Raw genomic sequence first — 22,407 nt, 5'->3', positions numbered from 1 at the left:
CGGCCAATTATTGAGGCTTTGGTATGTCCGTTCGTCGCGATAATGAAATGAGATTTTCACTGACAGGGCGGTTCGTCGATCGTGGCGATACTGTCATCCCCCGTGCTATTTGCGGTGGCGCAACGTGCTCATGCATCAGAGGTACCTCACAACGATCGGAGATTCCCCCCGCCATGCCTCGCAACCTTTCCATCGACCAGCACTGGCTGAATCTCGCCCGTGATCACACGCCGGAGCACCGTTTCGCGGGCTCAACAGCAGTGGAGTGGGAGACGTGGCGTGCAGCGCTGCTGCCAAAGGTGCGCCAGACGCTCGGCCGCCTGCCAGAAAAGCCATCGCTGAGCCCGGAGATTCTCGTCGAATGGCAAGCGGATGGGCTCATCAAGCAGAAGCTCATTTTCGACGTTGAACCGGGCCTCTCCGCCACGGCCTACGTGTTTCGCCCCGCCAATGCGACCGGCCCCCGGCCCGCCATCCTCGCCTGCCACGGCCACGGCCCGTTCGGCAAAGAGTCCGTCATGGGCAACGACACTTCCCCCGAGCACGCCGAGACTATCAAGGAACTCAACTACGACTACGGACTGCAAATGGCCAAGGCCGGCTTCGTCACCATGGCCATCGACTGGCGCGGCTTCGGCGATCGCGATGACCGCAAAAAGCCCCACCACCACGACATCGCCCACAACCGCGACCTGTGCAACCTTCACTACCTCCGCGCCAGCGTGCTGGGCATGACCATGCTCGGCCTGAACGTTCACGACGGCTCGTGCGCGCTGGATTATTTGTGCCAGCAGCCCTACGTCGACGCCGACCGCATCGGCGTGATGGGCCTGAGCTTCGGCGGCACGATGGCGACCTGGATCGCGCTTTGCGACGAACGTGTCGCCGCAGCCGACATCATCTGCTACAGCGACCGTTTCGCCGACTTCGTGATGCGCGATGTCAACGCCTGCGGCAGTCAACTAACGCCCGGGCTGTACGCCCTCTGCGACGTGCCGGATCTGCACGGGCTCATCGCTCCGCGGCCGCTGCTGGTCGAAATCGGCGTCCACGACGAATGCTTCCGCATCGAGTCGGCCATGAGCTGCTATGAACAGGTGCAGAAAATCTACGAGGCGGCGGGGGTGGCCGACCGTCTTGAACTCGACCTGTTCCAAGGCCCACACGCATGGGGCGCCAACCGCTCAGTCGCTTTTTTTGAAAATGCACTGGCGAACGACTGACAATCCAGCGATGTAACCCCTCCCTGTTCAGAAACTCTGACGCAGGCAAGTGGTGGGCTGACCGCTAGATATGGAACGATTCGCTGAAGCGAAATCGGCGTGGCTGACGTTGGATTCACGTAAATGCGGATGTACATGGCGGTCGCTGGTCATGGCGGATGGCGCATGGCCGACCGGACGTCACCATTCGTCATCGAGTTTCGGGCCGATGGCCGTGTGGTGGCGGAAGATCGACCGGGCGAGGTTTCAACGACCGGCCGATACGTCCAAGATGATGAGCAACTGCAGATCTACCTCAACGACGACGAGGACGCATGGCTGGTCGCCCGTTGGGAAGGCGATCAACTCGTGCTGACGCATCCAGACGCTCAAGCCGATGACGAGCGAATGCTCCTCGAACGTGTTCGTGCTGACGACGACGAGTGGCGGAAGCAGCAGCCACAAACCAACACGATCACCAGACGCCAACAGTCCATCACGCAGGCACGCGGGATTCACCAAGCTATGGTGATGGTAGGAATAGAAATGGTGGGCCAGCATGATCGCGACAGCCCTCTGCCCGACGATGTCGCTGTACTGTACGAAAGGCAGATCGTCACCGCCGACTATCTCCTTTCTCCGACGGGCCAGGTGGAATTACCTGCAGACTTCGACCAATGGCCGCAGCAACGTCAGCACGACTGGCTGCGGCGAAATGCGTCCTACATTCTCGTGCCGAGCCTCGTCCAGGATTTCGACAAGGATACGATTGCCGTCTTCCAGCGACCCGAGCACAGCGACGACACAGGCATCAGCGTAGCATTCAACGACAATGCGGCCCACTGGGAAACCGATGTTGAGGCGGTCGATCGTCGGCTCGCAGAGCAGACGGGCATGACGATGCAAGAACTGATCGACCGGCAGGTCGGGCTGGCAAGCGAGCCAGAAGCTGGCGACGGGGAGGGCGACAAGCCGGTGGCCGAGGCGGGCGATGCGGACGCGCAACGTGTCGATCTGCTGCGAAACGTGGTGGCGTTACGCCAGCGGCAACTGGATCGCGTGCATCAACTGCTGGACGCGGGCCGGGCGTCGCCGGACGACGTAGAGCAGGCACGGCAAGCGTTGATCGAGGCGCAGTTGCAACTGGCCGCTGCCGACGCTGATGGGCAACTCGAAGCAGCGGCTGGCGCGGAGCCTGCGAGGCAGGTCGTCTATATCACCGGACCGGTCGGCAGGCCCGGTGCCTATGTGCTGCCGGAGGACGGCATGACGCTGCTGCAACTGATCGCCTCGGCGGACAACATACAGTGGACGGGGGTGCCTGCCGTTATCGAGATCGTGCGTCAGCAGCCCGATGGCAGTGAACGCCGGCTGCCGCATATCCGCGTGAAAGACCTGGTCGAAGGCGAGGCGGAGAATCCCTGGCTGCAGGCAGGCGATGTGGTGGTCGACCCCTAAGCGCAACACGAACCAGTTCGCGCTTTTAACGCGCGCCACCAACCGCTCCAAAAAAGTGTTTAACAGCATCAAACGCTGAAATTATCCGCACTTACGCTGCGCGCGAACTCCGGATTCCAAGCCCATTTTGCTGTTAAAAGAATGCGCGAACTTTTCGAGAGAAATCCCGTTTGATGGGTTGCGCACAGGGAGAGTTGCGCCGGCCATTGGGCTGGACAGAGGGATCGATTAGATTCCGTAAACTGTCAATTGGCGTGTGTTCACCCCGGCTACCCAGACAGAACCCTGAAGCGCCCAATTTCAGTTCATTTGTGATGGACACATCACCTCTGCCTCAAATGTCACGTCAACGATCGCCATGCCCCGTAAGGGAACTTTCACTCTGAATCGAGAGCCACTGGGTTCAATGGACGATGTTATAAAACCGGACAACACTGTGACACACTTGATATTCTGACCCGCATCAATTTCCGTACTCAGGTAAATGGCGTCGTCATTGCGAATCAGCAGACGGACTTTACGCGGCGATGTTTGCATGACCATCAAGTGAATCGAGTCCGCATGCGTCAGAACCCGCAAGTTGTGCGACGCGACATTGATTTTATCAGCGCAGTGCTGAATGAAATCGAGCGGCACATGTTGAAACGGTAGCTCGTTGACCCAGCTAAACGGCTCTTCATCCTCAGTCGCACTGGAAACGGGTGGCGAGTCACACGGGATTGGGAAGGTCGCACCGGCGCCACCAATGGTTAGTACAGATCCAAATTCGTACCCGGCGATTTGTTCCTGTTGCTGGCGAGGAAACAGGTTCGGATGAATGACGACGATCGGGCCACGCACAGCGGGGAGATCGTCGATGCGTGCGACCGATGCGATGGCCGCGCCGCACGCCAGCAGATGATGCAGGAGACGGTGCGTCGTCCAACGACGATTGGTGATGAAATCGTCGATCTCGTTAGAAAGCGCCTCATCTGACCAGATGAGCGTCGCTCCTAGAATTCGCCGGGGCTCAGTTGAGGATGCGAGTCGCCACTTATCGTTGAGCCATCGCCATTCGTGCGCCGCCAAACCGTCGGCCAAGCATACGACCACGCCTGATGCGCATCGCCGTAATTGCCCCTTCGCGTCACTGTGGAAAAGGTTGGCTAGCGAGTAAATTTCTGATTCCAGAACGGTGGGTGCGTGGCGCATCGCACTCCATTGCTCCAAATTATCCTTGACGCCGTTGAGCCAGCGTAGCGGCGTTGATGGTGCATAGGCCTTGATGAGCAGGAGCGCGGCCATAAAGTTGCAGAGGTATCTCGATGTAGACTCGCCTTTCTCGGATGTCTCCAACGCCGCCGCCGCCGCTTCTACTACAAAGCCGTCCACGCCGATGTCAGCGAGCCTTCGATAGGGATCGCCTACGACACCGCACAAGGCCGCTTCGACTTCCATGCGCTTCGCGTGAGCTTCTGCACCGCGATCGGCCAGAGCGGGGCATCCGTGGAGACAGTGCGGACGCTGGCCCGTCACGCCAGCATCACCACGACACAGCGATATCTCAAAACCGACGATGACCAACAGGCCGCAGCCCTGGCGGCGCTGCCGGTGGTCGCGCCGATCGCTGAGCAGCAGGCCGCGACGGGGACCGAGGGCGGCAAGGTGACTGCTCTGGTGACTGGATCGGGCCGCGAAACATCGCGCCAGCCTGCGCCGCTATGCGCTGCCGGCATGACTGCGGATCAGCGGGGCGGCATAGTGGGCGCAAAAGAAAACCCCGTAAAACACGGGGTTTCTGGCCCTATGGCAGGGGAAGCGGAGAGGGGGGGATTCGTCAAGGCAATTCTTGGGAATTCTCTGAAATTCTTTAACAGTCGCCTTTGTCGTAACATACTGTCGATTGGCAAACCGGAAATACACATTATCGTCTACTTTCAGGGACGTACGGTGACCGACGCTTGGGGACTGGCACGGGGACCGAGTGCTTTCGCACAGAATACGGGCTTGCGGCCCATTGAAGGTGTTACCCTAGCATCGTCTTTATGAACGTGTCGGCAGGGGCCTCGTTGCTCAGGCGCAACGCGGCCTTGGCAGACGGAGCGGTGTCCGGCGGGGAAGTGTGTTGAAGGGATGCGGGTCGGTTCAATGTAGATGATTCAGTTTGTTTCGCCATCGCGACATAGCGATCACCATTGAGCGTCTTGCATGGTCAGCGATACTTTGCCCAGTCCACGCCCAGCTTTCGCATGCGAGCACGCAGGGTGTGAGGGTTGATGTCGAGCAGTTTCGCTGCTCCGCGTTCACCTTCGATGCGGCCGTGGGTGGCGGCCAGGGTAGCTTCGATGTGTTGCCGCGTCGCTTCGTCGAGGGTGGCAAGCGTGTTGCGTTGTGCGGTTGGGTTAAGCGTTTGACTTGGCCGAGTGGCGTCGGGGCTGGTGACGCCACCGAGGGCCTGGGCAATCGCCAGGCGATGGCCGTCGCCGAGGATGGCGGCGCGGTCGATCACGGAGGCGAGTTCGCGGATGTTGCCGGGCCAATCGTAGTTGGTGAGCAGTGACAGGTCGGTGGAAGTCGGCGATTGCGTACGCAGGCCGAATCGTCTTGCGGCGCGCTCGGCAAAGTGTGTGGCGAGCGCGGGGATGTCCTGTTTGCGCTCGCGCAATGGCGGCAGCACGATGGGGAAGCCGGCGACGCGATACCAGAGGTCTTCGCGGAACTGCCCGGCCTGCACCATGGCGGGAAGATCGCGGTGCGTGGCGGCGATGATGCGAACGTTGACATGGATCGGCCGTTCCGCGCCGACCCGCTCGAACGTTCCCTCCTGAAGCACGCGGAGCAGGCGAACCTGTGCGGCAGGCGTCAGTTCGCCGATTTCATCAAGCAGCAGCGTGCCTTCGTCGGCTCGCTCGAACCAGCCGCGTCGGGACGCGGTCGCGCCGGTAAACGCGCCTTTTTCGTGGCCAAACAGTTCCGAGTCGATCAGCTCCGGCGGAATTGCGCCGCAGTTGACGCGAATGAACGGGCCTTTGGCGCGCGGGCACTGCTCGTGAATGGCGCGGGCAATGACTTCCTTGCCCGATCCGGTTTCGCCAAGGATCAGCACCGGCAGGTCGGAACGGGCCACGAGAGCTGCGCGTTCCATCACTGCCTTCAAACCGCCGTCGTCGCCGACGATGGTGTCGACTAAATCTTCACGTCCGAGACGAGAGAGGGCTGATCGCTTGTCCGCCTCGGCAGCTTCGCGCAAGGCGTCGAGTTCGTGCAGGCGGTGGTCGTTTTCCAATGCGACAGAGAATGGCTCGATCAACAACTCAACCATCCGGGCATGCTCCGGCTCGAACTCCGCCGGCGGGTGGGCGCGCAACAGCAGGGCCCCGGCGTAGCCATGCTCGCTGGTCAGCGGCGCGGCGAGCCAACTGCCATCCAGCGGTGAGCCGGCGAGCAGGCGAAGGACATCGTGCTGCTGATCGCCGAGGCGGTGAAGGATGACCTCATGGCGTCGGCACCACGCTTCAAGCAATCGGCGGTCGGGTGATCGCAACGTTCGAGGCGGCGCGACATCCTGAGGAATGGTGAGACTGTCCGCGCGCGGGATGGCAAGGCCTTGCGTGAAGTCAAAGGCAAACACGACCAGGCGGTCCACGGGCAAGCGGTGAGGCAGGATGCGGGCAATCGTCTCGGTTGACCGCTCGATTTCGATGTGCCGGCACGCCTCGCGCCACACGTCCAGAAGCAGGGTGCGGAACTGATCCATCGGAACCAATAGACCATCATTTAGCACGGTTGTCCATAATATATAACGGCTAAATCCGTTAAATGAGATGGAATCCCAAGGTCCGCATTCTGGCCTAAAAACGTAAGTGACGCATTAAAAGCTACTAATGGCCATGTTGCGCTCTGGCACGACGGTTGTTCTAAGCAGGTGGACGTTCCATTGTTGACCACGCCACCGGAGAGCCCCTTGTGCCGCACCACACCACCTTCCCGAACATCACCAGCACCATCGGCCACACGCCGCTGGTCCGGCTGAACCGCGTGATCCCGCCGGAGCACGCGACCGTGCTGCTGAAACTGGAGTTTTTCAACCCGCTGTCGAGCGTCAAGGACCGCATCGGTCGGGCGATGCTTGAGGCGGCGGAGCAGGCGGGCCAGATCGAGCCGGGCCGGACGCACATCATCGAGCCGACCAGCGGCAATACCGGCATCGCGCTGGCGTTCGTCGCGGCGGCGAAGGGCTACAAGCTGACGCTCACGATGCCCGAATCAATGAGCCACGAACGGCGGGCGCTGCTGCGCGGGCTCGGGGCGAACCTGGAACTGACGCCCGCCCCGCTGGGCATGAAGGGCGCGATTCAGCGTGCCCATGAACTTCTGAAGAAGACATCGGTCGGCTGGCTGCCGCAGCAGTTCGACAATCCCGCCAACCCGCGCATTCACGAGCAGACCACTGGGCCGGAAATCTGGGCGGACACGGATGGCAAGGTCGACGTCCTCGTCGCCGGTGTGGGCACGGGCGGCACGATCACGGGCACGACACGCTACCTGCGCAAGAAGAACCCTGACCTCGCAGCGGTGGCGGTCGAGCCTGCCGAGTCACCGGTGATCTCGGGTGGCGAATCGGGACCGCATCGCATTCAGGGCATCGGCGCGGGCTTCGTACCTACCAACCTTGATCGTGAATTGCTCGACGACATCGAGCGCGTCTCGGCGGAAGAAGCCATCCACTGGGCGCGTCGGCTGGCGCACGAGGAGGGCATCTTGGCCGGGATCAGCACGGGGGCGAACCTTGCCGCCGCCGCACGCATAGCGGCCGAGCCGGAGAACCGGCATTACACCATCGTCACGTTCGCCCCGAGTAGTGGTGAGCGCTACCTGACGACGCCGCTGTTCGATCTGATCGGAAGGAAACTGATTGACGCGGAACCTGACCACCGGGCTGAAGTCCGGATTTGAAAACCGTCTTGCATCAAACGAAGCACCTGCGAAAGGAAACCTGACCATGAAATCGTTACGAACCCGAGCCAAGTCATACACCCTTGCCACGCTGGCGGGCGCGGCCCTGTTGGGGAGCCTGTCGCTCACCGGCTGTGGCGACTCCGAAGCAGCGACGGATCGCACGATCCTGAACGTGTCGTACGACCCGACGCGGGAGTTGTACCGTGAGTTCAACCAGGCGTTCGCCGAGCACTGGTATGAGCAGACCGGCGAGCGTGTTCGCATCCGTATGTCGCATGGCGGCTCGGGCGGTCAATCGCGTGCGGTGATCGACGGCCTGGAAGCCGACGTAGTGACGCTGGCGCTTGCGGCCGACATCGACGCGATTGCCGAGCGGACCGACCGCCTGCCGCGTGACTGGCAGGGCAAGCTGCCGCATAACAACGCGCCTTACTCGTCCACGCTCGCCTTTTTGGTGCGCAAGGGCAACCCGAAGAACATCCACACGTGGGAGGACCTGACCCGAAGCGATGTGGAGGTGATTACGCCCAACCCCAAAACCTCTGGCGTGGCACGGTGGAACTACCTGGCCATGTGGGGCGCGGCACTTCAGCGCGAGCTTGGCCCGGACTTTGTGGCCAAGCTGAACGACCCCGCCCATGCCGACGAGGTGGCGTCGGCTCAACAGGCCGCTCAAGCTTTTGTCGCGGCAATCTACAACAACGTGCCTGTGCTCGACACAGCCGCCCGCGGCGCGACCAACACCTTCATCCAACGTGGGCTGGGTGATGTGCTGATCAACTGGGAAAACGAGATTCTGCTTGGCAGCCGGGAGTTGGACGAAGCGGGCCTAGAGATGGTCGTGCCGCCGGTGAGCATTCTTGCCGAGCCGACGGTGGCGCTGGTGGAGCGCAACGCCGAGCGTCATGGTACGACCGACGTGGCACAAGCGTACCTGGAATATCTCTATACCGACGTGGGGCAGGACCTGGCAGGTCGGTACTACTACCGACCGGTGGCCGAGGCAGCTCAAGAAAAATACCGCGATCAGTTCCCCGACGTGGAGATGTTCACCATCGACGACGTGTTCGGCGGTTGGGACGAAGCCAACCGCGTGCACTTCCGCGACGGCGGAACATTCGACCAGATTTACACCCCGTGAAGGATGACCCATGCCAACCGATGCATCACAACACCATCGTGCCCCGCCGTTGCGCGAGAGTGCCTGGCTGGCGGAGGTGCAACGCAAAGCAGCCGGCCTGCGGTTCGGGCAACTGACGCTGACGATTCACGATGGGCATGTGGTCCAGCTTGAAGTCAGCGAGAAACAACGATTCGACAACCCGCTCGACACACGTGTGTCGGGATAACAACAAATACGCAAGCGACCGGACAACCGGAGCTTCACTTAGGCCGGCCCTGTACTGCCTCGGCCGGTTACAAGGAGCTTCGGTTATGAAAACGACAGCAACACTCTTGGGAACTGGAATTTTGTTCGCACTGGCACACAACCCGACGGCATTCGCCGACGACTCGACCAGTCTGCAACGACTGGAGGCTGAGCTTGCCGCGCTCAAGACACGCGTCGAAGCGCAGGACACTGAGTTGCAGCGGCTGCGGGCGACCGACGAAAGCGATAGCTGGCTCGACGAGCGCCGGGCAGAGGAAGTGCGTGCCTTGGTTAACGAGACGCTCGCGGATGCCGATGGACGTAGTCAGGCGGTACAGGCCGGCTACAACCGAGGCTATTTCATCCGTAGCGACGACGGCAACCACGAGTTGCGGCTGGGCATCGTCGGCCAAGTGCGCTACATCCAAAATCAGCGCCGCGAAGCGGATGACCGCGACACCGGCGGCTTTCAGTTCCGTCGATTGCAGACCGATTTTCAGGGCCACTTCATCAACCCGAACTGGACCTACCGTCTGCGGCTGGACTCAAGCAATGGTGGATCGGTCAGCGCCGCGTGGGCGTGGATCGGTTACCGCTTCAACGATGATCTGAGCATTCGTGTCGGCCAGCTCAAGCCCTCGTTCCTGCATGAGGAGAACGTCGGCGCACCGAACCAGCTTGCCGCCGAGCGTTCGTACACGGCCGACTATTTCACAACCAAGTTTGCCCAGGGCGTGCAGCTTGCCTGGCAGCCGTGGGATCGGCTTCGGCTGACGGGTACGGTACACAACGGCTCGTACAACGCTCGCACCGACTTCAATAACGAAGGCACGAATATCGCCCTCACCGGCCGGGCCGAGTACCTGCTGGTCGCCGATGACGTATCGCGCGGCTGGCGACAGTTCGGCGACTACCAGAGTTGGAGCGGCGACCAGGTGGCGGTGCTGCTCGGTGCGGCCGCGGATTACGAGTGGGGCCGAACGCGCAATGACTTCAATCGGCCGGATGTGTTCAAGTGGACCGGCGATGTGACCGCCAAGCTCAACGGATTCAGCATGTTCGGCTCAATCACGGGCCAGCGATTCAGCGCCGATTCGCTCAATGGCCTGCCGGACAATCTTGACGGAGCGCTGCAATGGGGTGCGGTCGTCCAGGCGGCTGCGTTCGTCGTGCCAGACAAGGTGGAACTGTTCGGCCGATACGAGTGGATCGACTTCGACAACGTCTACTACCGCAACAACGCCGGCGGCATCCAGGGCGGATCGCGCGACCTCACGCAGCGCGATGTGAGCCTGCTCACTGTCGGTGCGAACTACTACCTGCATCGCCACAACGCCAAGCTGACGTTCGAGGTGGTCTACGCCCTCGACCCGGTGCCGGTCGCCAACACCGGCCAGGGACTGCTGATTTCGGAAACCGGCGATCAGCTTGCCGCGCGGGCTCAGTTGCAGTTTCGTTTTTAACACGCGGCACCGCCGCATGAATGCACGCACGAGAGGGGCGACATGGCATTGCGACTCAAACAACACAGCGTTCTGCCCGGCTTCGGCCTGACCATGGGGTTCACGCTGCTTTACATGACGCTGCTGCTGCTGATCCCCCTTGGCGGACTGGTGCTGGCGGCGACGCAGATGAGTTTCAGCGAGTTCTGGGCCAAGGGCATCGCCCACCCGCGTGTGCTTGCCGCGTACCGCTTGAGCTTCGGGGCCTCGCTGGTGGGGGCCCTGCTCAACGCGGTGTTCGGCTTCATCGTCGCCTGGGTGCTCGTGCGATACAGCTTCCCCGGCAAACGGCTGATCGATGCGATCGTCGACCTGCCCTTCGCCTTGCCCACCGCCGTCTCGGGCATCGCGCTGACCACGCTTTACGCCCGCACCGGCTGGATCGGCAAGTGGTTCGACATGATCGGCATCCAGATCGCGTACACCTGGGTCGGCATCGTGATCGCACTCACGCTCATCGGCCTGCCGTTTGTCGTGCGAACGCTTCAGCCGGCACTTGAAGACCTGGAGAAAGAAATCGAAGAAGCATCGGCGAGCCTGGGGGCGTCCCGGCTTCAAACCTTCCGCCGGGTGATCTTCCCGGCGGTGCTGCCGGCATTGTTGACCGGGTTCGCCCTCGCGTTTGCACGGGCGCTGGGCGAGTACGGCTCGGTGATTTTCATTGCAGGCAACATGCCCGGCCGAACGGAGATCGCGCCGCTGCTCGTGGTCGTGCGGCTGGAGGACTACGACTACAACGGGGCCACCGCCATCAGCGTGGTCATGCTGACCGCCGCATTCATCCTGCTGCTGGCGATCAATCTGCTGCAATGGTGGAGCAGGCGATACCAGGGCTGAAGCTCGAAAAAGGAACTTGAACAGATGAGTATCGCAACATCAATACAACCACACGCCTCATCCTCGCCGCTGCCAGCGGCGGTGGGCGAGTCGGCCTGGGTTCGAAGGACACTGATTGCGATCGCGCTCGGCTTCATCAGTCTTGTGTTGCTGATGCCGCTGGTGCTCGTGTTCACATATGCGTTTGGGGAGGGCTTGCAGGTCTACCTCGCCGCCATCCGTGAGACCGACTCGCTGTCTGCGATCCGTCTGACGCTGATCACCGCCGCCATTGTGGTGCCCTTGAATACTGTGTTCGGCGTCGCGGCCGCGTGGGCGATCGCCAAGTTCGACTTCCGGGGCAAGAGCGTCCTGATCACCATCATCGATCTGCCCTTCGCCATCTCGCCGGTGGTCGTGGGCATGATCTTCATCCTGCTTTTCGGCGCTCGCGGCTGGTTCGGCCCGACGCTGAGCGAGTGGGGCATTCAGATCATCTTCACACCTCTGGCGATCATCATCGTCAGCGCGTTCGGCACGATGCCCTTCGTGGTGCGCGAACTCATCCCGCTCATGCAAGCTCAGGGCACGGAAGAAGAGCAATCCGCCCTCACCCTCGGGGCCAGCGGGTTTCAGACGTTCTGGCGCATCACGCTGCCGAACATCAAGTGGGGCCTGATCTACGGCGTCATCCTCTGCAACGCCCGAGCCATGGGCGAGTTCGGATCGGTCTACGTCGTTTCCGGCCGCATCCGGGGCGAAACCAACACAATGCCGCTGCATATTGAAGTGCTTTACAACGACTACATGTTCACCGCCTCGTTCGCGGTGGCGTCACTGCTGGCCATGCTCGCGCTGGTCACGCTGGTGGTGAAGTCGGTTGTGGAATGGAAAATCGCTCGCGACCTGGCCATCGCCACTCGCGAAAGTTCAGGAGAGTGAACCATGAGCATCGAAGTTAAAAACATCAGCAAGACCTTTGGCACGTTCAAAGCGTTGAACGACGTCAGCCTGCACGTGAACTCCGGCGAACTGGTCGCGCTGCTCGGACCTTCGGGATCGGGCAAGACGACGCTGCTGCGCATCATCGCCGGCCTGGAGCAGGCCGACCCCGAGCAAGGCTCGATCCACTTTCATGACGAAGATGTCGCCCGCCGGCACGTCAGCTCGCGAGGGGTCGGTTTCGTCTTCCAGCACTACGCACTGTTTCGTCACATGAGCGTCTTTGAGAACGTCGCCTTCGGCCTGCGCGTCAAGCGCAGGCGCGACCGGCCGAGCAAGGCCTTCATTCGCGATAAGGTGCATGAACTGCTCAAGCTCGTGCAACTCGATGGCCTGGCCGGTCGCTACCCACACCAACTCTCCGGCGGACAGCGTCAGCGCGTCGCACTGGCTCGCGCTTTGGCGGTGGAACCCAAGGTGCTGCTGTTGGATGAGCCGTTCGGGGCGTTGGACGCCAAGGTCCGCAAGGAACTGCGTGCCTGGCTGCGTCGATTGCACGACGAACTGCACGTCACCAGCGTCTTCGTCACGCACGACCAGGACGAGGCTTTGGAGGTCGCCGACCGCGTCGTCGTCATGCACCAAGGGAAGATTGAACAGGTCGGCACGCCCGACGATGTATTCCACCACCCCGCAACCGAGTTCGTTATGCACTTCCTCGGCGACGTCAACGCCTTCCACGGCAGCGTCGGTGGCGGCACGGTCCAGTTCAGTTCACTGGAGCTTCCATTCCCCGAAGATCGCAGGCAGATCGCTGGCGATGCCCGCGTGTTCATCCGCCCCTATGACGTGACGATCGACACCAAGACCAACGGTCTGCCGTCGCTCGAAGCGCAAGTCGTCCGCGTTCATTCCGCCGGCCCGCTGGCACGCGTCGAACTGCTGACCAGCGCCAATCAGCGATTAACTTCGGAAATCTCTCAGGAACGCTTCGCGACGATGAACCTGGCAGCCGGCAGCAAGGTGTACGTCCGCCCACGGCACATCCGCGTATTTGCTGATGGCGAGGAAGAGTAATCGGCACGGCAGACGCCGGTCGGCGTTACCCGTGGACAAGCTTCGCCCCCTCGGTCAGAATGGCTGTCTCGCTACTGGGTGAAAGCCAGTGCGATTTGCTTGGAGTGATCGCATTGTCTGACAATCATTCTGAACTTCCCTGTGATACATCGACGGCAAGTGGTGCGACATTGCTGGCGGAAAGCAGCAGCGCCTTTACCGGCCATCGCGTCTCGTTCGGCGAAGCCTTCAAGGTCTGGTGCCGGGTGGCGGCGTTGTCCTTCGGCGGGCCGGCGGGGCAGATCGCGGTCATGCACCGCATCCTCGTCGACGAGAAACGCTGGGTCAGCGAGAACCGCTTTCTGCACGCACTGAACTACTGCATGCTCCTGCCCGGGCCCGAAGCGCAGCAACTGGCCACTTACATCGGCTGGCTGCTGCACGGCTGGCGCGGTGGGCTGGTGGCCGGCGGGCTGTTCATCCTGCCGGGCTTCGTGGCGATCCTCGCGCTGTCGCTGATCTACGCTGTCTACCAGGACGCGACGCTGGTGCAGGCGCTGTTCTTCGGACTCAAGGCGGCAGTGCTGGCGGTGGTCATCTCGGCCGTGATCCGCATCGGCAGCAAGGCATTGAAGAATCGGCTGATGGTGGCCATCGCGGCGCTGGCGTTCGTCGGCATTTTCTTCTTCGAGGTGCCGTTTCCCATCATCGTGCTCGGAGCGGGCCTGCTCGGGCTGATCGGCGGTCGACTGTGGCCAAGCCTGTTCGCGGTACTCAAGGGGCACGGCGAAGACAACGGCCCGGCGGCGGCGCTGGCGGATCATGCCGAGGCACACACCCGGCCAAGCTGGGGCCGAACGTTGAAGGTGCTGGCGGTCTGGCTGCCGCTATGGTTCGTACCGGTGGCGGCGCTGGTGGCCGTGTTCGGGCGCGAGCATGTGCTGGCCGCCGAGGCGATCTTTTTCAGCAAAGCGGCGGTGGTCACCTTTGGCGGGGCCTATTCGGTGCTGGCCTACATTGCCCAGCAGGCGGTGGAGACGTACCAGTGGCTGATGCCCGGCGAGATGCTCGACGGGCTGGGCATGGCCGAGACCACGCCGGGGCCGCTGATTCAGATCGTGCAGTTCGTCGGCTTCATGGGCGCGTACCGCTTCCCGGAACCGTTCGACCCGATCATGGCGGGCATCCTCGGCTCGATCGTCACGACGTGGGTCACGTTTACGCCTTGCTTCCTGTGGATTTTCCTGGGCGCGCCCTACATCGAACACCTGCGGGGCAATAAGGTGCTCAGCGCTGCACTGTCGACCATCACCGCCGCTGTCGTCGGTGTGGTGCTGAACCTGGCGATCTGGTTCGGTGTTCATGTGATGTTCGATCGCATCGAAGAGTGGCGCGGGTTCGGTGTTCGCCTGCTTGTACCGGAGTGGGCGACGATTAACGTGGCGTCGTTGCTTATCACCGCCGGAGCGTTCATTGCCATGTTCCAGTTCAAGTGGGGCATGATCCGCACGCTGGCGGTCGCGGCGGGTGTGGGGATGGCATGGTTCCTGCTTTTCAATGGCGGCGCAGGTACGTGAATCAAGGCGCAGGCTCAATGCAGCGAAAACCCCGTACGTGTCGCGCACCCATCGCAGCTATACAACCGGCTCGCGACAACACCGGTTTAGCTGCTGACGTACCTACCTTGCAGGAGCCAAGCGGCATCCCCGCCTGTGCTTTCCTGATCGATTGCCTGGTAACACTCAGTTCACGGATCGTGTAGTGTATTCCGTGACAGACCACATACATGGTGATCCTGTGTTCGTCGCCGCACAACATGCTCATGGCATCGTCGAATGCGTCACTCAAGTCGATCGCATCGAAACGAATGTGCGGCCGTAGTGGCTGCGACCAGAGGTGATCTGCCCATTTTGAGGTAGGCATGGTTAACCGGTGCCTGGCCTGAGCCAGTATTTACTTGTCAAAGATCGGTCCCGTAGACACTTGCGGCCTGCGGCGGCAGCGTTGCATGATTGCGGGACAGGGATGGTTGTGGCGCCCTCTATCATGTTGATCGACCGACGTGCGACGATCGAGTCAGCCGTCCACCAGATTGGCGCAGAGTGCCCCTTACGCCGCCCGCCGTCGGCAGTCATAGCACGGCGGCACGGTCGTGCTGCCACGGGTGTGAACGTACCGGCAGTCGGCGTGGGTGAGGTGGATCACCAACCCGTCGTGCTGATGTGTCTCGTGCCCAGTTGGTGACGCTGAACTGGGTGCGAGGCACATCGCCAAATCGCCCCTGTGGAGCGCCCAAGGCGGCAACCGCAGACTGACGGCGGCGTTTTTGCTGGCCATGTCCACCTCGATCCGTTCCACGAATGCTCGCAGCACGTTGCGGAGGGTTACGGCGGGAAGGTTGGGCAGTTGGGCGTCGATGCCGCTGAGACGCTCGATGACACGGTCGGCCAGTTCTTCGGGGGCCGAGTCAGCGTCCACGTATTCCAACGCACGAGTCAGTTCAGCGATGCGATGCTCGAGGGCACGACCCTGGGCGTTAAGGCCCTTCAATACGGGCTTGGCATCCGCCAGGTCGGCGTCGTCAAAGGTCTGAAAGATCAACTGCACGCGTTTGGCGATCGCATCCCGCTCTCGCTGAGCTTCGGCCAGTTGTGTTCGGCTGGCATCGGTGGAGGGACGATCGGCGATGGCTTGCAGGACCCGCTCGCGCAGCATCGGCGCATCGAGCAACACGTTGCGCAGGAGTTTGACCACGGCCGTCTCCAACGCTTCGGCGGAGATGAGACGGTTGAGCACCGACCCTTTGCAGTAGGTGGCGTTGGCCTTGCGATTGCGGTAGTAGCGCTTGCGATGGCCCTCGTTGCCGCACATCACACCGCTGAGGTCTTCGCCGTCCTGTTTCGCGAACAGCAGGCCCGTCAGGATGTAGGCGCTGTTTTTGTGCTTGTTCGTCGATCGCGTGGGCTGCGTGGGGTCCTGACGCCGCTGCCATCGCTCCAGCAACACTTTCTCGATCTCCTGCCGCGCCTTGACGGCGACCGGTTCGGGCAGGAAGTCCTTCATCAACGGCTGGTCCTGCCACAACCACTCTGTCGGCGGGCGATGCTGCTTGGGCGCGACATGGCAATTGGCCAGCGTCTTGGCGTCCAGATTGACCGCCTCGGGATGCTGTTCGCCACGCTTATAATAGATGCCCTGACTGATCCGTTGGCCGAGCGCGACGCCGCAGTAGATGGGGTTTTCGTAGATCGACTCAACTTGCCGCTGGCTCCAGCCCTTGCCGGCTGGCGAGCGGATGCCGCGACGGTTGAGCAAGTCGGCGATGCGTTTTCCGCCCCAGTGCTGGTTGTAGTGCAGGTCGAAGATGTCGCGCACCACGCCGACCTTCACATCCTCGCCGGGCACGATCAAGACATGCTCGTCCTTCTGCTTGCGGTAGTGGCCTTTCACGCCCCCGCCGGCTTGGCCGAGCGTGTCGATGATCTCATTCTTGTCGTGGGTCAGCTTATGTTGCCGCCCATCAGCGAGATTGCGGATAACGAACGACGGCTTGCCGTCGCTTGTCAGATAAAGGCGATCACAGCCATAGGACGTGCGCGAGGCGACGCAATTTCTGCCTTGTTTGATGGCATGCATCATGCCCTGCACCGACCGCTGCCCGATGGAGCGGGCCTGCTCGCGGGCGGCGTCATACTTGGCAGCCTTGATCAGACCACCATAACGGCCATCCTCTGGCAGATCGTCGCCGGTGGCGAGAATGGTAATCCCCGCCTTCTCGAATTCATGATCAATCCAGAAGCCGTGGCTGGTGCCGCCGCGCGTCAACCGATCCAGTCTCTGGACGACCAGAACGTCGAAGTCGTCCTGATCGCGTTTGCGGTCGAGCAGTTGTGGCAGGTCGTCGCGCTTACCAGGCAGCGATCCAGTGACGCCGTTGAGAATAATCTCGTCAACGAGCACCATGCCCAGCCGCTCTCCCTCCGCTCGGAGCCACTGCAACTGAGCTTCGGTGCTCGTGCTGCCCTGGCTGTCGTCGCTTTGGCGAACCAGAATAATGAAGCGCAGACCGCGCCACTTGTCTTCACGTCGTACATCATTGATCGTCATGGGTTTCCCCCTCCTGATCGGCTCGAACCTGATGGACCAACTCCACCAGCAACGCATCGAGCGCGGCGATCGCCGTCGCCGACTCCTCCTCTGAAGCCGGTCGTACGGCGATGCGCTCGATGCACGGGGCCGTTGGTTGGTTCTTCCGAATGGCCATGAAAAACTCCTTCTTTTTTCTCAGCGACGGTTGTGACGGACTACTGGCTGTGGAAAAGGATGGCCCGTTCGATCAAGCCTTTGACCTCTTGTGTATCGTCGGCGCTGCCGTAGGCAGGGTCGATAAGCCACTCCAACGCGTCTTCGATCCAGAATCCCTCGGTCAGGTCGTCCCACCAGTAATCAAGCAGGTTGACGAGCAGATCATCCGCCATCCGCATCGGTAGCATCAGGTCGCTCTCGTCGTAGTCGTCAAGCACCGTGCCATCGTCGAACCGGATAAGCCAGCCACCGACCCGCAGGTTCGACTGCTGATGCACCAGTTCCAGATAGAACCGAGGCAGTGGGGATTCGGGGTCGCCATAAAATCGCACTTCCCAGTTATTGATGGTCTGCATCGTGATGTTCCTTACCATGGCGGGGCGCGTCTTTCATGAGGGTTATGACCGCTTGTAGCGATACTTTCTGATCTCCTTCGATGTCATTCCGATGGCTCGCAGGACTTCCTCATACGTTTTGGCCTTGTGCATCACTGCCAGAAAACGCTCGACTTCCGCGGCACCGATCGGCCGAGGGGGTGGCCCGGCTGATGGAGACGGCGACAGATCGTTGCCACCTTCACGGGGGACGGCGTCTTCGGTCTGGCCCTGGACCTGACCGCCCAACTCGTCGGCCAACCGTTGCACCGTCATCTCGCCCTGGGTCGTCACGATCACCGTCACGGATTCTTCGCATTTCGAGCAGACGGTGGCGTAGAAGAAATAGTGGCCGCCCCTGCAATGGCATATCCCGATATGCGAAACATGATCACGCGTGAAACCAGCACCGCATTTCATGCACATCTGTTTATGCAACAGCGTCAGGGCATAGTCAGGCATGGGCAATTGACGTTTCATGATGCGTTTCTCCCAAGGTCATGAGAAGTGAGTCCATGGAGATCACCGCAGTTCAGGCCAGGTGGCATAGATCGCCTCTTCGAGCGTCGCACACGGCACAAGCCGCAGCGAAGGTGGGTTTTCAGCCGGCAGGTGCGGCAGCGCAGATGGTGGCACCACCAACGTCAACGGTGAGGGCAATTGGCCTTCGGCCAGCGAGGTGACAAGCGCATCGAGCACCGGCGGCGCCACCTCGCGCACCTGACGGAACAGATCGATTTCGCCCAGATACAGGTGATCCGCCGGCACGGGCTTACGCGTGAAGCTGGCGACGAGCGCGATGCACAGCGGCAGGCCGAAGTGGGCGATGTACTGCCCGCTGCGCGGCAGCCGACACTGGATGCGGTAGTCCAGGTCGCTCAGTTCCAGCCCCTCGATCTGGCCGATGCAGTCGAGCAACTGCTCGATCTCCTTGCGCGGCAGGCCCGGTGCGGTGGTCCGGCCCACGCGGCCATCCGGCGGCACCGCCACGGCGGCTTGAACTTCCATCAGGCCGAGACTGCCGCTGAAGGTGCGGGCAGCGCCCGGCCGGGCCTCGGCATGCGGGGCAGGCGCGAGCCGCATCGTCAACGGATCGATCACCAGCGGCATGGGGCGCAGCAGTGGTGGGCCGAACCTGTTTTTGCGGACGGCCAACAGCGTATTGAGCATCGCTCGTCGAAGCAGGAGGGTGCCGTCAACGCCGTGCTCCAGCGTCTTGGGACCGGCGAGGTCACCTCGCTTGGTCACATGCGAGACGAGGACGGTGGTGATGCCGGCACTGGCGCAGAGTCGGCCGAATTCCAACACCTTGCCGTAGGCCTTCGTGGCGGCACCGGCGAGGCCTTCGCCCTGAATGCTGTCGAGCACGACGAGCTTGACCCCGTGATGCCGACCGTGGGGGCTGAGGATTTCCCGCGCGGCGTAGGCGGGCAGGCTGGCCACATCGCGCAACGTGTCGTTGTAGTCGATGGCGCCGATCGCCGCCTTGGCCTGCTCCGGCGGCAGGTCGCTGGCCATGTGGATGGCCCTCTGTTTGAGTGCGGCCGAGCCTTGCTCGGTCAGGAGCATCAGGCTTTTGTGCCCGTTCTTCGCCAGGTCCAGCGCCACCTGCAACGCCAGAAGCGATTTGCCTGAACCCGGCGTGCCGCCGAGCAGATACAGCCCGCCGACGGCGAATTGGCTGAGCGCGTCAGTAAGGAACGCCATTTCGTCGCTCAGGGGCAGGTCGGCCTGCGGGGTATCTGGTGCGGCAAGCAGGCTGCTGGCGAGGTGTCGGTCGTGTGGCTGGTGAGTCATGGTTCTTCCTTTTCGATTGGATTGCTGCGATGCACAATGTGATGGGTTACTTGACGTAGAAACTTTCCCCGGCCGGCTGCACGGTGACGCCCTCGGGCACTTCGCCGGTGTCGTTCAGGTGCTGTTGGAGTTCGCTGATCAGCAGGCGAGGCTTCGCTTGGATGGCCTGTGGGCAGTGCGTGTCCGCCCACGCGATCGCCGCTGTTTCGTCACAGACGACGAGCTTCTCCTTGCCGGCTCGGAACCCGACCCGGCCGGCGGGCAGGTCCAGACTCTTGCGCTTGCCGCCGCGCTCAGCGATCTGCCGCTGCGTCCAGCGCCGGAGTTGCATGCCGAAGCGGTTCCAGAAGAACGCCTCCTGATGCTCGGCGCGTTTTTTTTCCTGCTCCGCCCACGTCGTTACGCGCTGCGCATACTGCCGCGCCTCCACGATCTTGCGCAGGACCCAGTTCGCCGAGTCGTCGTCACGCACCTCGAATTGCTCGGGCAGGCCATACGCCTCTGCTTCCTCGAACTTCTGTGAATCGGACTCGTCATGATGTGGATCGTTATTGGGTTGCATGGTGATGTTCCTTGTTGATGAGCCAATCGTTGCTGGCAATGTTCATGCTCGGTGCGGACGGTGCTTTCCCTGAACAGGCGTGAGGGGCGGCGATGGTAACGATCCGCCTCCTCGGCTCATTTGCCTTCCGATGGCGGTTTTGACGGGGGTTGTGTGGGATAGACGATGGTCTGCATCGCCTCGCCGGCGACGTCATCGAACATCGTGTAATAAATGTCTAAAATCTTGGAGTCCGAATGGCCCAGCCACGTGAGCGCGTATTTGTACGCGATGTTCGACCTCGCGCACATCGACGCAAACACGTGGCGAAAGGTGTGCAGTTTGTATTGGTTCGGATTGTTGAACCCGCATCGTTTGCACAGCCGCTTGAGTGACAGCAACAGCCGTCGTTCGCTGATCGGGCTGCCGCCGGCTGGATGCTTGGGTGAAGGGCGAGCCGTGAAGACCCGCTCGAACTTGCGCTCAACGGTGTCCAGGTAAGGCTTGAGGGCCGGGTTGAGCGGGATGCGGCGCACACCTCGGTTCTTTGTCGTGCCACCTGAGCCGCCGCGCCGAACCACCACCACGCCATGCTCGCCGGCGTCGAAGAGGATGTCGGACCAGCGGAGTTCACGTACCTCGCCGATGCGCAGGCCGAGGTAGGCCATGGTGGCGTAAATCGCCGCCTCATGCGGGTCCGCTTCCCGCAGCAACGTGGACACCTGATCGGGCGTGAAGCACGGCTGCTCGGTCGGGGTAGGTTCGCTGAGGCTGACGCCGACCAGCGGGTTCTCAGCCAGCAACTTTTGCTTGTGCGCCCACTTGAACGCTTGCTTGATCAGGATGAGCCGGTCGTATCGCGTCTTCTCGCTGGCGCCGTTGTCCGCCAGCCAACGGTTGTAGCGCCAGAAATCGTCGGCGGTGAAGCTGGTGGCCGATCGCCGGCCGACCGTGGTCGACCACGCCACCAGCGACAGCAGCCCGGCTTCATACTTTTGAACCGTCTTGGGCGCTCGGCCTTCCCCTCGCTTGAGGTCGAGGTACTTCTCTCGCATCTCTGCGATGGTGAGCGCGTACTTCTTCGGTTTCACCTCGCCAGCCCGAATCCGCTCGCAGATCGAAAATGCTTTCCGCAGCGCCGCATCTTTCCGACGTGTCTGGAGCGCTTCATAATGATGCTTGCCTTCGTACGACCACTGGGCGGTCCACGTGTTGCTCACGTATCGACTGCCATCGGCGCGGCGGTACACCCGCTGACCGATGGTGATGCGCGGCACCGTCCCTTCACAAGCGTGACGATTGGCCAGCTTCATCGCTTGGGCGTCTCCGTGTTGGCGTGGTGTGTGGCCTTCGGCTCTTCCTTGAAGGGCTTGGCCGATCGGCGGGGCGAGGTGGTGCCATTGAACACCTCCAACGTGAACCGATCGCGCCAGAACCGCAGCGGTCGAGCACGAATCGCGCTGTCGGGGAAGCGGTCCTGACTGACCAGCTTCTTCAGCGAGCCGGGCGTGTAATGGCTGAGCTTCGCAGCCTGCTCCAGCGACAGGATGGGTGGAAACTGATCGGCGAGTGGAGCGAGGGCCGCCGCCACCTCCTCGATGGTGAGCGGACCGGAGGGTGGGGATGCGGCGGACGACGGTCGGGTGTGCTGCTTGTTCATACCCCGTTTGTCGACGGGGATGCGCAGAACGGCCATTGGTACACGAAATTACCGTGACGACTGGAAGGTGGAGGTGGGCAAGGCGGGGACCGCATCCCCCGCGCCCCCCGAACTTAGGCCCTTTGGGGACCAAACGGGGACAGTGGGGTCCCGCGGGTGGGGGCGATGGGCAATAAAAATGGTCCGTAGACGCTTTTGCGTTCATACGGACCATTTAAGCGGAGAGGGGGGGATTCGAACCCCCGGAAGGGGGATGTACCCCCTTCAACGGTTTAGCAAACCGTCGCCTTCAGCCACTCGGCCACCTCTCCTGAAGGCATCATTCATTTTTTCGGCACAATCCTGTGTCGCAAAACACATTCGTTGCCATGAATGAGCGATCATCCTACCCCCCGAGCAAATCGGTGTCCAGTCTCGCAATTGAAGAACATCATTCACTTTAACGTC

Annotated in this window: 21 protein-coding genes and 1 tRNA gene; 11 read left to right on the top strand and 11 right to left on the bottom strand. The window is 61.7% G+C overall.

The window, feature by feature from the left end:
- Positions 1-173: 173 nt before the first annotated feature.
- Together ACERK3_07040 and ACERK3_07035 are read left to right on the top strand one after the other, a co-directional pair.
- Positions 174-1,223 (top strand): alpha/beta hydrolase family protein, encoded by a 1,050-nt coding sequence (locus tag ACERK3_07040; protein MFA9478050.1) that lies wholly within the window; start codon positions 174-176, stop codon positions 1,221-1,223.
- Between the two features lie 123 nt (positions 1,224-1,346).
- Positions 1,347-2,660, top strand: a complete 1,314-nt coding sequence (locus tag ACERK3_07035) for an SLBB domain-containing protein (GenBank protein MFA9478049.1) — start codon at positions 1,347-1,349, stop codon at positions 2,658-2,660.
- 300 nt (positions 2,661-2,960) lie between these two features.
- Here the strand turns inward: ACERK3_07035 and ACERK3_07030 are convergent, their stop codons facing one another.
- Complete coding sequence (locus tag ACERK3_07030) at positions 2,961-4,097, bottom strand: hypothetical protein (protein ID MFA9478048.1); 1,137 nt, start codon at positions 4,095-4,097, stop codon at positions 2,961-2,963.
- Here ACERK3_07030 and ACERK3_07025 point away from each other — a divergent pair.
- Positions 4,053-4,688 (top strand): tyrosine-type recombinase/integrase, encoded by a 636-nt coding sequence (locus ACERK3_07025; GenBank protein ID MFA9478047.1) that lies wholly within the window; start codon positions 4,053-4,055, stop codon positions 4,686-4,688. The genes ACERK3_07030 and ACERK3_07025 overlap by 45 nt on opposite strands.
- A 163-nt stretch (positions 4,689-4,851) precedes the next feature.
- On the opposite strand, the gene ACERK3_07020 is transcribed toward ACERK3_07025, so the two are convergent.
- A complete protein-coding gene (locus ACERK3_07020) occupies positions 4,852-6,396 on the bottom strand; it encodes a sigma-54 interaction domain-containing protein (protein ID MFA9478046.1) in 1,545 nt (514 codons plus the stop codon).
- 209 nt (positions 6,397-6,605) lie between these two features.
- Between ACERK3_07020 and cysK the strand changes: the two genes are divergently transcribed.
- The 8 genes from cysK to chrA all read left to right on the top strand — a co-directional run bounded on the left by cysK (position 6,606) and on the right by chrA (position 14,860).
- Positions 6,606-7,595 carry a cysteine synthase A gene (gene cysK, locus ACERK3_07015; protein MFA9478045.1) on the top strand — a complete coding sequence of 330 codons (990 nt, stop codon included), beginning with the start codon at positions 6,606-6,608 and terminating at the stop codon, positions 7,593-7,595.
- A gap of 46 nt (positions 7,596-7,641) precedes the next feature.
- Positions 7,642-8,739, top strand: a complete 1,098-nt coding sequence (locus tag ACERK3_07010) for a sulfate ABC transporter substrate-binding protein (protein ID MFA9478044.1) — start codon at positions 7,642-7,644, stop codon at positions 8,737-8,739.
- Positions 8,740-8,749: 10 nt separating this feature from the next.
- Positions 8,750-8,947 carry a YezD family protein gene (locus tag ACERK3_07005; protein MFA9478043.1) on the top strand — a complete coding sequence of 66 codons (198 nt, stop codon included), beginning with the start codon at positions 8,750-8,752 and terminating at the stop codon, positions 8,945-8,947.
- Between the two features lie 85 nt (positions 8,948-9,032).
- The gene (locus tag ACERK3_07000; protein MFA9478042.1) at positions 9,033-10,430 is read left to right on the top strand and encodes a porin; all 1,398 of its coding nucleotides are present in this window, start codon (positions 9,033-9,035) and stop codon (positions 10,428-10,430) included.
- Positions 10,431-10,472: 42 nt separating this feature from the next.
- Positions 10,473-11,306 (top strand): sulfate ABC transporter permease subunit CysT, encoded by an 834-nt coding sequence (gene cysT, locus ACERK3_06995; protein ID MFA9478041.1) that lies wholly within the window; start codon positions 10,473-10,475, stop codon positions 11,304-11,306.
- 24 nt (positions 11,307-11,330) lie between these two features.
- Positions 11,331-12,227, top strand: coding sequence for a sulfate ABC transporter permease subunit CysW (gene cysW / locus ACERK3_06990; protein ID MFA9478040.1), 897 nt, complete (start codon positions 11,331-11,333; stop codon positions 12,225-12,227).
- Between the two features lie 3 nt (positions 12,228-12,230).
- Complete coding sequence (locus ACERK3_06985) at positions 12,231-13,304, top strand: sulfate/molybdate ABC transporter ATP-binding protein (protein MFA9478039.1); 1,074 nt, start codon at positions 12,231-12,233, stop codon at positions 13,302-13,304.
- A 113-nt stretch (positions 13,305-13,417) separates the two neighbouring features.
- Entirely contained in the window at positions 13,418-14,860 is a 1,443-nt protein-coding gene (chrA, locus tag ACERK3_06980) for a chromate efflux transporter (GenBank protein MFA9478038.1), read from the top strand.
- A 532-nt stretch (positions 14,861-15,392) separates the two neighbouring features.
- Here the strand turns inward: chrA and ACERK3_06975 are convergent.
- The 9 genes from ACERK3_06975 to ACERK3_06935 all read right to left on the bottom strand — a co-directional run bounded on the left by ACERK3_06975 (position 15,393) and on the right by ACERK3_06935 (position 22,271).
- On the bottom strand, positions 15,393-17,390 hold the full coding sequence (locus tag ACERK3_06975) for a recombinase family protein (protein MFA9478037.1): 1,998 nt from the start codon (positions 17,388-17,390) through the stop codon (positions 15,393-15,395).
- Positions 17,377-17,547: a hypothetical protein gene (locus ACERK3_06970; protein ID MFA9478036.1), complete on the bottom strand. Its 171-nt coding sequence runs from the start codon at positions 17,545-17,547 to the stop codon at positions 17,377-17,379. Before ACERK3_06970 ends, ACERK3_06975 begins: the two co-directional genes overlap by 14 nt.
- 40 nt (positions 17,548-17,587) lie before the next feature.
- On the bottom strand, positions 17,588-17,944 hold the full coding sequence (locus ACERK3_06965) for a hypothetical protein (GenBank protein MFA9478035.1): 357 nt from the start codon (positions 17,942-17,944) through the stop codon (positions 17,588-17,590).
- Positions 17,945-17,986: 42 nt separating this feature from the next.
- On the bottom strand, positions 17,987-18,442 hold the full coding sequence (locus ACERK3_06960; protein MFA9478034.1) for a hypothetical protein: 456 nt from the start codon (positions 18,440-18,442) through the stop codon (positions 17,987-17,989).
- A gap of 42 nt (positions 18,443-18,484) precedes the next feature.
- Positions 18,485-19,759, bottom strand: a complete 1,275-nt coding sequence (locus ACERK3_06955; GenBank protein ID MFA9478033.1) for an ATPase domain-containing protein — start codon at positions 19,757-19,759, stop codon at positions 18,485-18,487.
- 46 nt (positions 19,760-19,805) lie between these two features.
- Positions 19,806-20,321: a host-nuclease inhibitor Gam family protein gene (locus ACERK3_06950; protein ID MFA9478032.1), complete on the bottom strand. Its 516-nt coding sequence runs from the start codon at positions 20,319-20,321 to the stop codon at positions 19,806-19,808.
- 116 nt (positions 20,322-20,437) lie between these two features.
- Positions 20,438-21,613: a tyrosine-type recombinase/integrase gene (locus ACERK3_06945; GenBank protein ID MFA9478031.1), complete on the bottom strand. Its 1,176-nt coding sequence runs from the start codon at positions 21,611-21,613 to the stop codon at positions 20,438-20,440.
- On the bottom strand, positions 21,610-21,960 hold the full coding sequence (locus ACERK3_06940) for a hypothetical protein (GenBank protein ID MFA9478030.1): 351 nt from the start codon (positions 21,958-21,960) through the stop codon (positions 21,610-21,612). Before ACERK3_06940 ends, ACERK3_06945 begins: the two co-directional genes overlap by 4 nt.
- 219 nt (positions 21,961-22,179) lie before the next feature.
- Positions 22,180-22,271 (bottom strand) — tRNA-Ser (locus tag ACERK3_06935).
- Between the last annotated feature and the right edge of the window lie 136 nt (positions 22,272-22,407).

The sequence above is a fragment of the Phycisphaerales bacterium AB-hyl4 genome (assembly GCA_041821185.1).
In the GTDB taxonomy this organism is placed as follows: domain Bacteria; phylum Planctomycetota; class Phycisphaerae; order Phycisphaerales; family Phycisphaeraceae; genus Natronomicrosphaera; species Natronomicrosphaera hydrolytica.
Note: the sequence above shows the minus strand (reverse complement) of the source record. Positions and strands in the feature narration are given on the sequence as shown.